Genomic DNA, 12,037 nt, shown 5'->3' on the forward strand with positions numbered 1-12,037 from the left:
CCAACCACTGGCTAACACAGTTACTTGTCTTGGTGATGGACATGATGGGATTTGGAATATTGTTGACCAACTAGCCCCTGATGTACAGCGTCGAGAAGTACAAGATTTGTTCCATTTGATAGAAAACTTACACAAAGTTGGGGGTTCGCTAAAACGCTTGAAAAGAGAAATAGTAAATATTACAGATTAATTAATGAAAAAACTTTTATTGATCTGTAGCCAGAATAAATTGCGAAGTCCCACCGCCGAGGCTGTATTTACTGAATATGAAGGATTTGAAACAGACTCGGCAGGCTTAGATCGCCATGCCGAACTACCATTATCAACGGAGGCTATTCAATGGGCTGACATTATCTTTGTGATGGAAAAATCCCATAAAAATAAACTATCCAAAAATTTTCAACCTTTTCTGAAAGATAAAAGAACTATATGTTTAGATATCCCAGATGAATATGGATATATGGGACCAGCTTTAATTAAGTTGTTAAAATAGAAGATTTTACCTCTATTAAAAATAAAAAAATGAATATTCAAGAAGTTTTTAATATTGCCGCAGGAGATTACGATAACTTACGTCGTGTTTTAATTCCCTGTTTTGATGACTTTTACAAAACAGCTGTTGAAATCATCCCAGCAGATTGCACTGCACCGCTGAAGGTTCTAGATTTGGGGGCTGGTACTGGACTTTACTCAGGTATGGTTCAGTCCGTTTTCCCTAATGCAGAGTTCACTTTGCTAGACTTAGCCCCTGAGATGTTAGAAAAAGCTAAGTTGAGATTTAGCAAAATGGGTAAATCTCCCAAAATTTTAATTGGTGACTATATTGAGACTGATTTAGGTAGTTCATATAACCTGATAATTTCTGCCTTATCGATTCATCATCTGTCAGATATTGACAAAGAACTTCTTTATCAACGGATTTATGATGTTCTCAATCCTGGAGGGATATTTATTAACGCCGATCAAGTTCTCGGCAAAACGCCTGATTTAGAACAACTTTACCGTCAACACTGGTTAGATTCTGTCCGCGCCAAGAATATTTCAGAAGAGGATCTCAAAGCTGCACAAAAACGCATGGAATACGATCGCATGGCAACTTTGGATATTCAACTTAGCTGGTTAGAAGCGGCTGGCTTCCAAAATGTGGATTGCTGGTACAAAAATTTTAGCTTTGCCGTTTTTGGTGGTTATCGACCGACTATTTAACCGCTATTTTTGTGGCAAAGATTCCAGGCAGAGGAGAATGGATTATTTGCCAGAACAGTAAGTATTAATTTCGTTGACTATTGAACTTTCTTCGCTACTACTCTTTTGCAGAGATACCAAAAAGCCCTTTGCTGCTGGTAGATTCTTTTTATCTATGGCTGTTGCTGCATTATTCAATTCCTTGCTGATGTTCTGATAGAGTGTGAGAAAGCGTCCTTGGAAACCTTGCAATTTTTCATCCTTAATTTCCAGTGCTTTCATCTCTTTGGCAAGTGGGTCGATCTTACCAGCAAGTTCAGTTAGAGCTTTGGAACCTTTTGCGGGATTGGGATTTTTAGCGAATTGCTGACCTAGAGTAGATGCCTGATTGGCAACCTTTATGACTTTGTTACATTGAGCAACTTTACTTTCGCCACAACCTGCAAATAATAAAGCGATCGCAGTAGTAACTGAAAGTATAAAACTTTGCTTAAATACGCGTTGCATAGGTTCTATGATCTCCAACTATGTTACGTGAAAGTTGGGCAGTAGAAATGGATGGTTAGAGAAAATACTTTTTCTAAACTTGATTCTTTCTTTATGCCCTGTTACTTTATACTTCATTTTTTCGATAACGTGTATGTAATTACACGCAAGTAAAACAATTTTAAATTAGATAGTCGTGTCGTCCTTTACTCTACCGATTTTGGAATTAATCTCAGTGTTTTACACGTATTTTCTGTAACATTCTTTGATTCCCATAACATTTGGTGGTATTCAATTTTGCGCCAAGGTTCAACCATATCGTTGTAGTGGTTATGGAAAGCATGGCCTGATTGTCCAGGGGTGTGAATTGCTACTGAGTTATCCAAATTTCCTAAATCTACAATCATCCGCAGTGAAGGAATATCTGTCACCTCAAAGGATTTGTTTGCTCTCCAGCGGTTAGCATTCACTGTTTCACCGTTACCAGATGTAGCAAATGCACCACGATTAAATAAAGCTTCAATCGGTGCAACCCCAGATTTACCCAAAGTGGCATTTCGAAAAGTAATGGTATGCAGCTTGCCCCAATTCCAGTTTTTCGGGTCTTTGCTTTGAATTCGTTCTAGTTCATCCACGGCTTCTATAAAGGACTGCCGGAGGATTTGGTCGCGGTTCTCGACTTTTGGGGTGTTGCGGTTGTCCCACCAAGAACTATTGGGCTGTTTAACCAAATTTGCTACCACAGCATACCAGCGATCGCCCCCATCAGGAAAGTACTTTTCAGGCAACTGATCGTGAAATGTATCTGCTAGCAAGTGTTTCCAGAATACTTCAAACAGAGCAGCAGCAGGCGATGTCATTGCTAACTGCAAATTCCAACCTTGCAGTAGTTTTTGGGCTGCCTGCAAGCGGGGTGTATCAACAGTGATCGATTTTAGTAGTGGCACTAATGTTTGTGCATTTAAATTGCGATTATCACCCTGTATCTGCTGTACATCCTTTAGAGAAATCGGTTGCGTTTGTTGTAAAATCATTTCAACAATCCGCTTTGCTCGGTAGCCATAAACCCAGTCTGCGGTAATCAGGTAAGGATATTCACGCGTAACTAAATTATTGGCAGTAGCAATATAACCTTGAGGTGGATTAAAACTTTTGGGTAATTTCTCAAAGTCAATATAGCCTTGCCATTCATATTCATCCGTCCAACCAGGAACGGGATAACGCCCATCTCCCTGAGCGCGGATGGGGAATTTACCAGGCATTTGGTAGCCAATATTGCCATCAATGTCAGTGTAGACCAAGTTTTGAGCCGGGACATCATAATTGCTGGCAGCAGTGCGGAATTCCTGCCAATTTTGGGCGCGATTGATTTGGGGAACAGTATACGCTAGTTTGGAAGGTTCTAGGGCTGTCCAGCGCAGGGCTACGGCGTAATTTTGCGGTATTTTTAACGGCTGACTTGGCTGGAATTGCTTTAGATTTGGCGAAACATCAGAGAGAATCGGCCCATGTCGGGTATAGCGTACCGTTTGGACAATCGGCTGATTTCGGGCTACTTGAATCGTCTCTTGCACAAGTTGCATATCAACCCACTTGCCATTGACCTCATACTGATTGGGGTTATTTGGGTTGATTTTCTCGATGTATAAATCCATCACATCAGATTGTACATTGGTGACACCCCAGGCAATGCGATCGCTATGACCGATAATTACCCCAATCATTCCCGCAAAGGAAAAGCCAGAAACGTTGTAGGGACATTCTGCACTCTTCGGTGTACAGTGCAAACCAACCTCATACCATATAGAGGGAATTTGCACACCTAAATGGGGGTCATTCGCCAAGATTGGCTTACCTGTTGCCGTTCGCTGACCAGATATTACCCAGTTGTTCGAGCCAATACCTATTCCAGTGGGCCCGATGAGTTGTTCCAAAGCCATCATCGGCTTAGTAATTGACTCTATAGCAGGTAATACATCTGGAGAATTGAGAAGTGCGGGGAAAGAACTCTCCGTGTCTCCTTGTGCCTCTGTCCCCGTGTCCTCTTTCTTCTGCAACTCAGGTAAAATAACTGGCAAGTCTTGAGGGTATGGTGGAAAAAGTTCTTCTACTTGATTTGGGTTAAGGGTTTTGAGCAAAATAGCACGTTCAATTTCGCTCTCTAAATTTCTGCCCAAGTCGTAAGCCATTACCTTACCCCAAGTCAGAGAATGCAGTATTTGCCAAGGTTCTGGCTTATACCCAGGATTGAGAAACTTTAGTACAGCGTATTCTAGACTCACGGCGCTGCCTTGATGCTCTGTCAAATAGGCATTGACACCATCGGCGTAAGCTTGCAGGTATGCCTTCATCTCTGCATTAATTTCCTGAATTTCTTGCTGTGCCACCCTTGCCCAACCCATTGTCCGCAGATATTTATCAGTATCAACCTGAGAAGAACCAAACATTTCGGAGAGTCGCCCAGAACCAATGTGTCGCCAAAAGTCCATTTGCCAAAAGCGGTCTTGGGCGTGGATATAACCTTGCGCCATAAATAAATCGTGGGAGTTGGCAGCATAAATATAGGGAATTCCCCATTTATCGCGCTGGACAGTTACTTCCGCTTTCAGTTCAGGTAATTGAATTGTGGCACTTTCTTGAGCAAAGGATTGGCGCACAGTGTAGGTGGAAAATCCCACTAACAATAGCCCTAGCACTAACAGGAAAATCAGGGTAATTTTGAGTCTTTTACGTAACCAACCTTTCCTGGAGTTTTTCATCTGAGCTTCTTGTGGCATTGTTTAGTGAAATTAGGCAATCCTACAAGATATTTAATCAGAATCTTTAGAAAAGTGCGATCTTTCTATTTAAAATATGCTTGAGTACACAGTTAAAATTTTGTTTAGCTGCCAGTAGAACAATAGTATCGCTCTCCTATTTTCCAAAGCTGGAGCGCAACTATTAAAAAGATAATGCCTGCAATTGGCGAGACATAACAAAACCACAAAGGTACTAAAAAAGCATCTTCTTTTTTAAGTACTGCAAGCAAAGGAAAATAACTGACGCAAGCAAGCGGTATCAAGAAAGTAAAAAATCGCTGAAACCACTTGCTATAAATTGCAAGAGGGTACTGAGCCGTTTCAACTCCTCCATAAGTGAGGATATTCATAATTTCGAGAGATTCAATAGTCCAGAAGGTGATGGTTGCTTGCATAATGACAATGCCAACAAAGAGCGCAACACCACCAATAAATGAAGTACCTAAAAGCCATAAAATTTTAAAAGTTAAAGAAATGTGGAGAGATGAAAGCGACCACCACATAACAACAATTCCTTGAAATAATCTTCCGATTCGTTTCAAAGTAAACTCTTTACCTAAAAGCTGAAGTGCTGTAGTGCGTGGACGAACAAGTAAACGGTCGAAGTCTCCACTTTTAATTATTGTTGAAAATGAGTCAAACCCTTTTCCAAGAGCATCAGCACAGGCGAAAGAAATATTAATTATTCCATAAAATAGAGCAACTTCATTTAAAGTCCATGTACCAATACTATTAAAACGACTAAAAAGTGCCCAGACTCCGAAAAATTCAACAGCAGTTACTAAAAACTGCCCTATGACTTGCAGCCAGAAAGAAACTTTGTACTGCATTTGCGACTTGAAAGATACAGAAATATATCGAAGGTAAAGTACAAAATCATTCATACTCGCGTTGTAATTTCTATCTAAAATAAATTACCTAACCTATCTTCCTGCTTAAAAAATTACGAATTACGAATTACGAATTATTTACTTATCCTCCTTGAATTACAAGTTTTCTGATACCATATTTCACAAGAATACGCCCAAGGATAATAATGACAACTATCCAGAAAGTTTGATGCAGCAAAATACTAAACAGGGCGTTTGGTTGAAGATTTCCAGTAAAAAGACGAAAAGGTTTGTCGATTAGTCCTGAAAAAGGAAGTGCATTCAAAAAAGGCTTGCTCCACTCAGGAAAAAGTGGCAAAGGAACAATCATGCCAGAGAAGATACTAACAAGAGTAGGCAGAATACTATTAATTCCCTCGCCCGAAATTGTCCACATCATTGATACAGTAAGAAGCATAGTCAATGCAGACGAAAGTAAAATTGCGCCAATAAAAGAGAGAAGAAAGGCAACAAAAGAAGCAAAGGAGGGTGAAAAAGAAAGCGACCATTCATCAAGCCCCAAAAAGGGAAAAAGAAAAATTGTGACTCCAAGAAGCGGAATGCTACGAAGTATCAGGGGCGTTGTGCGAAGTGCCAAAGCGCGAGTAAACCAAAAATTATAAAGGTCTGTGGGTCGAAGAAGATCGTATCCTACAGCACCAGTTCGGATGAGTTCTTGAATATCTCTATCACCTCCCCAAGGGACAATTGCCATCAAAAACGCCTGTCCCAGCCACACATATCCTACAGTTTGTTGAAAAGTCATAGGTTGAGCAGAGGTTGTATGAGTAAAGAATGCCTGTAAAACCATTATTTTTACTAACCCCCAGAAAAGCTGAGTTCCAACGCCAGCCAAAGCAGCAGTACGGTATTGCAATAGCAGTGTAAATCTCGCAACAAATAGTGACCAATATGCTTTCATGGGACAATTCCTGCTGAAATTGCATAAAGTTCCGCAATTATCTCTTCAATAGGTGGATTTTCTACAAAAAGATCCTCTACTTCATGTTGTGAGGTAACTTGGCTAATTAAAGACGCAGCAGAAAGCTTTGTGGGATCGAAAGCGAGAGTTACAGTGCGACCTTCTTTAGAGATAATACTGACTCCTTCTTCTTTAAAGAAGAAATCATCGTTTGCTAGGTCAATTCTTAAGTACCGACGCGAGGAAACTTGAGAACGCAGTGCTGCTAGAGTTCCATCACAAAGGATTTCACCTCCACCAATAATAATTATGCGATCGCACAATGCCTCGATATCATCCATATCATGGGTAGTTAGGATCGTGGTTACTTGATGAGTTTTATTCAGTGCTTTGATAAATTTTCTGACTGCAAGCTTTGAAACTGCATCAAGCCCAATAGTAGGTTCATCAAGAAAAAGAATTTCCGGTCTGTGAAGCATTGCGGCTGCAAAGTCACATCGCATCCTTTGACCAAGGCTTAACTGCCTCACCGGAGTGGAGAGAAAGCTTTCAAGACCAAGCAAATCAATCATTTCTTCGCGTGTTTGGCGATATTCTGATTGGGGGACGCGATAAATATCCCGCAGCAAATCGAAAGACTCAATCACTGGCAAATCCCACCAGAGTTGTGTTCTTTGACCAAACACTACACCAATGCGATTAACGTGCTTGATTCGATCTTTCCAAGGAGTTCGTCCACTAATTAGGCATTTTCCACTGGAAGGTACGAGAATACCGCTTAAAATTTTAATCGTAGTCGATTTACCGGCTCCATTTGGGCCAATGTACCCTACAAGTTCTCCCCGCTCCAGGGAGAACGAAACTCCTTTAAGGGCATAAACTTCTTTAGTTTTTCGCTGCACAAGTCCTCGTATTGAACCGAAAAGCCCAGAGGAACGTTCAGACACAAAGAAAGTCTTCCTGAGATTTTCGACAAGAATGTGAGACATATTTGGGCAGAAGGCAGGGGGCAGGGGCAGAAGGTAAAAGATGAGCTTGGCTGGATTAAGAATTGTCTTGGTAGAGGTAGCTGGGGCGATTAATGTCGGCGCGATCGCTAGGGGAATGAAAAATTTCGAGATATATCATTTAATAATAAGTAAATTGCCAATGCAATCCCCATGCCAAGAATCACCCTAGAAGTATCAGAGGAATTATCTCAACAACTAGCACAAGTAGGCGATATTTCGGTTGTTCTTCGCCGACTGGTAGAAGAACGCGCAACTTACACCGCTAAAATGATTTCAAGGAAACACTTCAGCAGAACCACGATGCTGAAAATTAGTCTGTAAGTACTGGTACGATCGCAGGAGGCAAAAAATGGGCTTGGCTGGATTAAGAATTGTGTTGGTAGAACCAGCTGGGCCGATCAATATTGGCGCGATCGCCAGGGTAATGAAAAATTTCGGTCTATATAATTTAGTATTAGTGAACCCCCAATGCGATCCACTATCGACGGAAGCTTTGATGATGGCTGTTCACGCTCAGGAAATTATAGAATCTGCGGTAATAGTGGCAACCTTACCAGAAGCATTACATGGATGTGTACGGGCGATCGCTACTACTGGTCGCGTTCGTAGTTTAGAAACACCCTTAGAAAATCCTCGCACTGCACTACCCTGGTTAGTGGAGGAACCAGAAAAACCCACAGCCCTGATTTTTGGCAGAGAAGACCGTGGATTAAGCAATGAAGAATTAAATTATGCACAGCGGTTTGTTGGTATTCCCACAAGTCAAGATTATGTCGCCCTCAATTTAGCTACTGCTGTAGCAATTTGTTGTTATGAATTGTCACAATCTGCCCAAAAACTTGACATTCAAACCTTACCTCAAACTGAACTCGCATCCTTGGATGTTATGGAAGGATACTACCAGCAATTAGAATCAGTATTACTGAAAATTGGTTATGTATATCCCCATACGGCAGCTAGTCGTATGGGAAAATTTCGCCAATTGTATAATCGCGCTCACTTGAAAACTGGGGAGGTGGCCATGCTGCGAGGAATTTTGCAGCAGGTAGAATGGGCCCTGAAAAACCAGAGAGATAGTGAAAACTTGTAATTATTCGTTTAATATATACGCAATCATCTCCCCAAAATAATTAATATGGCTTAAACTAAACACAAAAATGCTACTTAGTGGCAAAGTGGAATTTGAGTATTAATATTGCTTAAAGATTAAGTTTGGGGTCAAGAGTCTGCAAGAAAACAGTCAAGTCGGTCACAAGGAGTAACGGTGTCAGAATCAAGTGGCGAACTAACAGCTTTCTCGCGGCGTCAACCCTTAAATCGCCGCCAGCAGCCACAAAAAGTTCAAAAAGTGGTAAAGAAGAGAGTTAAAGCTAACAGTCAGCAGCAAACTACAAATGGACAAGAAGGGGCACTAACACGCCCAAAAAATCAAATTAGTCCTCCCCCGATCTCTGGCGCTACACGTAGGGTAAAATCGGGGTTAGTTATGCCAACGGCAGTAAAACCAATACCTAGTGTCAAGGGAAAAATTCCTCCCTTCCGACCAGGTGCTGTGATGGTTAAAACAGTGCGGATGGAAAAGCCAAAAACAGGCAGACGCTCATCGCGAAAAACCCAGTTAAAGCCAATGGCCAAAACCGTATTGTATGTTTTGCGATTATTGATTGTGGGTGTTGGAATGGGTGCAATTGTGGGCACTGTATTGTCAGTATTAGACCCAGCCAATCGTATCAGCACAAATTCGGCGTCGCAATCTAATAGTAATGTTAGTAATGTGGCGCGATCGCAGCCACAACCTACCCAAACTCCCCCAGCCGCAGCTTCGAGTCTATACCTATCTCAAGAAATTACCTCTTTGAAAAATGCCGTGCAAAATTTGGCGGCTACTAACCCAAATCTCACACCTGGAATTTTCTTAGTAGATTTGGATACTGGTAATTATGTAGATATCAATGCCTCTACCAGTTTTCCGGCGGCTAGCACGATTAAAGTGCCGATTTTAATTGCCTTTTTTCAGGATGTGGACGCGGGGAAGATTCGCCTAGATGAAATGCTGACCATGCAACAGGATATGGTAGCTGGCGGTTCGGGAAATCTGCAATACAAACCACCGGGAACTCAGTACGCCGCTTTGGAAGTAGTCACTAAAATGATTACAATCAGCGACAACACGGCGACAAATATGCTGATTGCCAGACTGGGAGGAATGGACGCTTTAAACCAGCGTTTCCGTAGTTGGGGATTGACAGCCACAACAATTCGTAATCAACTCCCAGATTTGCAAGGGACAAATACCACTAACCCCAAAGAACTAGCGAATTTGATGGCGATTGTGAGTCAAGGAAATTTAGTCAGTATGCCATCACGCGATCTCATGCTTGATATCTTGCGTCGCACCCAAAGAGACACTCTGCTGCCATCAGGTTTGGGGACAGGTGCAAGAGCATACCATAAAACGGGTGATATCGGCACAATGTTGGCAGATACAGGTTTAATTGTTGTTCCAACTGGTAAGCGCTACATAGCCTCTGTAATGGTACAACGTCCAGCAAACGATCCTCGCGCCGAAAAATTGATTAGCTCAATTTCTCGTGCAGCCTACCAAGAGTTTAGCCAAAATCCTGTCACACCCAACACCACGACAAACACTGTACCGGCAAATGGTTATCAGCCCCAGGTTGCGAATCCTGCTTTACTTAACGGTACAACAGGCACTGCGCCCATGAGCATTTATCAGCCTCCTGTTGCCACTCCTGTACCTAACGGTATGGCAAGTACAGTACCCACAAACGGTTATCAATCTCCAGTTATGAATCCTCAGTATTATCCTCAAAGATAATTTGTAATTGGTAATACTCCCCAAATATGTGAAACTATTAAGATTTGATGATTTGATTAGGATCTGAATTACCATTCAAATCTTAAGAGTTCCCAATTCCTAATCCCTAGTTTTCAGCACCAAGTGCAATTTATTTTGAATATTTATAGTCAATTGAATTGTTCTAACAATGTCTCAACACTAGCATTGTGATCCAAAAAAGAAAATAAATGCCAGTAGCGCAGTTTTCCTTCTTTATCTAATACAAACTGTGCTGGTAAAGGCGCTCCTAGTGCTTTCCCTGCTTGATATGTACGAAATACGCGACAACTAGGATCGCTCAATAGTGGCATTTTTAAGCCTAAATCTTTGACAACTATTTGACTCTGCCTTTCATCGGTACTAGTAACCATTAAAACTTCTATACCACGATTTTTGAATTGCTCGTAGTTTTCATTCAAAGCTTTGATGTGAGGAAAACAAAAAGGGCAATATTGCTTTTCGGTAAAAATGCGAGTAAAGGCGAGTAACACTGGTTGTTTGCCTTTATAATCAGACAACCTTACTAAAGTTCCGTTGGTAATATCTGGCAACTGAAAGTCTGGTGTTCCCACTCCCAATCTGAGTTGATTGCTAGCTGGAACTGGTAAAAAATTGCGGAAAAACCGCTCATTTAATAAGCCACTAAAGTCAGTTGAAGTCAACATATTTTTAGCCTTGATTATTTCAATACTATTTTATAAAAAACCACAGATATTTACGGAGGTTGACATTGTTTAATGTGTATCTCTGTTTATCTGTGGTTTTCATTGATTTTGCTTTCAACTCCAAAAGGCTGGATTAGAGTTTTTTAGCTAGCGAAATTTAGACAGCAGAGAAGTAGACTTTAGACTTCACTGGGTCAGGATTCATGGTCTTGTCACCAGGTTGCCAACCAGCTGGGCAAACTTCGTCAGGGTGAGACTGAACATACTGAATTGCTTGTAATGTCCGCAGGGTTTCATCAACGCTACGACCAAAAGCTAGATTGTTAATGGTGGCGTGCTGTATAATACCATCTTTATCGATGATGAACAGACCACGCAAGGCAATGCCTGCTGCTGGGTCAAGAACGTTGTAAGCGGCGCTGATCTCTTTCTTGATGTCAGAGACTAGAGGATAATTCAGGTCGCCGACGCCACCAGACTTACGATCTGTTTGAATCCAAGCGAGGTGAGAGAACTCACTGTCAACGGAAGCCCCAAGGACTTCAGTATTGATTTTCTTGAATTCTTCGTAGCGATCGCTAAATGCTGTGATTTCAGTAGGACAAACAAAGGTAAAGTCTAATGGGTAGAAAAACAGAACGACATACTTACCGCGATAATCGGAAAGTTTGATTGTCTTAAATTCCTGGTCTACCACAGCCGTTGCTGTGAAATCGGGAGCTTGTTGACCAACGCGGAGGCTTCCTTCGGTTCCGTAAGTAAGGGACATTAACCTAATTCTCCTTTATCGGTTTAGTAGCGTTGGAATTTGGGTCAAGTAAAATTTACCCATCCACGCTCTCACAGTTTAATTACGATCTGTTACGACTATATCATACTCATAACGATTTTGAGTAGCAAATGCCTGATTTAGATACAAGAGAATGGTTGCTTACCAATGGCTTAGGAAGTTTTGCCAGTGGTACAGTTTCTGATGTCCGTACACGCACTTATCATGGTTGGCTGTTTGCCGCCACAAACCCACCTTCTGGAAGGACTCTGCTGTTTTCGCACCTAGAAGCTAGCTTGGAAATATTAGGGAGCGTTGTGGCACTGGGGACAAATGTTTGGGGTAACGGTCAGATTGAACGAACAGGCTACGAACAGCTACGCCGTTTTGATATTAACCCTGTTCCTAAATGGACTTGGGGCCAAGACAACTGGCAATTAACCAGACAATTAGTGATGCCCTATGGTTTGGTG

At 41.6% G+C, this 12,037-nt stretch carries 14 protein-coding genes and 1 pseudogene; 8 read left to right on the plus strand and 7 right to left on the minus strand.

Annotation, left to right across the window (positions count from 1 at the left end):
- The 3 genes and pseudogenes from IQ229_RS01190 to IQ229_RS01200 all read left to right on the plus strand — a co-directional run.
- A pseudogene (locus IQ229_RS01190) lies at positions 1-166 on the plus strand (ISKra4 family transposase); the annotation flags it as partial.
- A 27-nt stretch (positions 167-193) separates the two neighbouring features.
- The gene (locus IQ229_RS01195; protein WP_194040529.1) at positions 194-493 is read left to right on the plus strand and encodes a low molecular weight protein tyrosine phosphatase family protein; all 300 of its coding nucleotides are present in this window, start codon (positions 194-196) and stop codon (positions 491-493) included.
- Between the two features lie 29 nt (positions 494-522).
- Positions 523-1,206, plus strand: a complete 684-nt coding sequence (locus IQ229_RS01200; RefSeq protein ID WP_194040530.1) for a class I SAM-dependent methyltransferase — start codon at positions 523-525, stop codon at positions 1,204-1,206.
- Between the two features lie 42 nt (positions 1,207-1,248).
- On the opposite strand, the gene IQ229_RS01205 is transcribed toward IQ229_RS01200, so the two are convergent.
- The 5 genes from IQ229_RS01205 to IQ229_RS01225 form a co-directional block, all read right to left on the minus strand.
- Positions 1,249-1,692 (minus strand): hypothetical protein, encoded by a 444-nt coding sequence (locus tag IQ229_RS01205; protein WP_194040532.1) that lies wholly within the window; start codon positions 1,690-1,692, stop codon positions 1,249-1,251.
- A 185-nt stretch (positions 1,693-1,877) separates the two neighbouring features.
- Complete coding sequence (locus IQ229_RS01210; protein WP_194040533.1) at positions 1,878-4,430, minus strand: penicillin acylase family protein; 2,553 nt, start codon at positions 4,428-4,430, stop codon at positions 1,878-1,880.
- Positions 4,431-4,552: 122 nt separating this feature from the next.
- Positions 4,553-5,299, minus strand: coding sequence for an ABC transporter permease (locus IQ229_RS01215; protein ID WP_228012976.1), 747 nt, complete (start codon positions 5,297-5,299; stop codon positions 4,553-4,555).
- Positions 5,300-5,441: 142 nt separating this feature from the next.
- Complete coding sequence (locus IQ229_RS01220; protein ID WP_194040537.1) at positions 5,442-6,260, minus strand: ABC transporter permease; 819 nt, start codon at positions 6,258-6,260, stop codon at positions 5,442-5,444.
- On the minus strand, positions 6,257-7,207 hold the full coding sequence (locus tag IQ229_RS01225; RefSeq protein WP_322743920.1) for an ABC transporter ATP-binding protein: 951 nt from the start codon (positions 7,205-7,207) through the stop codon (positions 6,257-6,259). The genes IQ229_RS01220 and IQ229_RS01225 overlap by 4 nt, the downstream gene beginning before the upstream one ends.
- 82 nt (positions 7,208-7,289) lie before the next feature.
- Here IQ229_RS01225 and IQ229_RS01230 point away from each other — a divergent pair, with 82 nt between their 5' ends.
- From IQ229_RS01230 to IQ229_RS01245, 4 genes are all read left to right on the plus strand, one after another.
- Entirely contained in the window at positions 7,290-7,439 is a 150-nt protein-coding gene (locus IQ229_RS01230) for a hypothetical protein (protein WP_228012978.1), read from the plus strand.
- Positions 7,421-7,591, plus strand: coding sequence for a hypothetical protein (locus IQ229_RS01235; RefSeq protein WP_194040546.1), 171 nt, complete (start codon positions 7,421-7,423; stop codon positions 7,589-7,591). The genes IQ229_RS01230 and IQ229_RS01235 overlap by 19 nt, the downstream gene beginning before the upstream one ends.
- Before the next feature lie 28 nt (positions 7,592-7,619).
- Positions 7,620-8,360 carry an RNA methyltransferase gene (locus tag IQ229_RS01240; RefSeq protein ID WP_194040540.1) on the plus strand — a complete coding sequence of 247 codons (741 nt, stop codon included), beginning with the start codon at positions 7,620-7,622 and terminating at the stop codon, positions 8,358-8,360.
- Between the two features lie 174 nt (positions 8,361-8,534).
- Positions 8,535-10,109, plus strand: coding sequence for a serine hydrolase (locus IQ229_RS01245; RefSeq protein WP_194040542.1), 1,575 nt, complete (start codon positions 8,535-8,537; stop codon positions 10,107-10,109).
- A 149-nt stretch (positions 10,110-10,258) separates the two neighbouring features.
- Here IQ229_RS01245 and IQ229_RS01250 read toward each other — a convergent pair whose 3' ends face one another.
- Together IQ229_RS01250 and IQ229_RS01255 are read right to left on the minus strand one after the other, a co-directional pair.
- On the minus strand, positions 10,259-10,795 hold the full coding sequence (locus tag IQ229_RS01250) for a peroxiredoxin family protein (protein WP_194040543.1): 537 nt from the start codon (positions 10,793-10,795) through the stop codon (positions 10,259-10,261).
- 157 nt (positions 10,796-10,952) lie between these two features.
- Positions 10,953-11,564, minus strand: coding sequence for a peroxiredoxin (locus tag IQ229_RS01255; RefSeq protein WP_069068387.1), 612 nt, complete (start codon positions 11,562-11,564; stop codon positions 10,953-10,955).
- A 131-nt stretch (positions 11,565-11,695) separates the two neighbouring features.
- Between IQ229_RS01255 and IQ229_RS01260 the strand changes: the two genes are divergently transcribed.
- The coding region (locus tag IQ229_RS01260) for a glycogen debranching enzyme N-terminal domain-containing protein (protein WP_194040545.1) at positions 11,696-12,037 on the plus strand (342 nt) is incomplete at its 3' end.

The organism is Nostoc cf. edaphicum LEGE 07299 (genome assembly GCF_015207245.1).
GTDB classification, from domain to species: Bacteria; Cyanobacteriota; Cyanobacteriia; order Cyanobacteriales; family Nostocaceae; genus Nostoc; species Nostoc edaphicum_B.

Excerpts from the sequence above, each read along its gene's own strand:
- IQ229_RS01195 (WP_194040529.1), top strand. The coding sequence starts at position 194 with ATGAAAAAACTTTTATTGATCTGTAGCCAGAATAAATTGCGAAGTCCC.
- IQ229_RS01200 (WP_194040530.1), top strand. The coding sequence starts at position 523 with ATGAATATTCAAGAAGTTTTTAATATTGCCGCAGGAGATTACGATAAC.
- IQ229_RS01205 (WP_194040532.1), bottom strand. The coding sequence starts at position 1,692 with ATGCAACGCGTATTTAAGCAAAGTTTTATACTTTCAGTTACTACTGCG.
- IQ229_RS01210 (WP_194040533.1), bottom strand. The coding sequence starts at position 4,430 with ATGAAAAACTCCAGGAAAGGTTGGTTACGTAAAAGACTCAAAATTACC.
- IQ229_RS01215 (WP_228012976.1), bottom strand. The coding sequence starts at position 5,299 with ATGCAGTACAAAGTTTCTTTCTGGCTGCAAGTCATAGGGCAGTTTTTA.
- IQ229_RS01220 (WP_194040537.1), bottom strand. The coding sequence starts at position 6,260 with ATGAAAGCATATTGGTCACTATTTGTTGCGAGATTTACACTGCTATTG.
- IQ229_RS01230 (WP_228012978.1), top strand. The coding sequence starts at position 7,290 with ATGAGCTTGGCTGGATTAAGAATTGTCTTGGTAGAGGTAGCTGGGGCG.
- IQ229_RS01235 (WP_194040546.1), top strand. The coding sequence starts at position 7,421 with ATGCCAAGAATCACCCTAGAAGTATCAGAGGAATTATCTCAACAACTA.
- IQ229_RS01240 (WP_194040540.1), top strand. The coding sequence starts at position 7,620 with ATGGGCTTGGCTGGATTAAGAATTGTGTTGGTAGAACCAGCTGGGCCG.
- IQ229_RS01250 (WP_194040543.1), bottom strand. The coding sequence starts at position 10,795 with ATGTTGACTTCAACTGACTTTAGTGGCTTATTAAATGAGCGGTTTTTC.
- IQ229_RS01255 (WP_069068387.1), bottom strand. The coding sequence starts at position 11,564 with ATGTCCCTTACTTACGGAACCGAAGGAAGCCTCCGCGTTGGTCAACAA.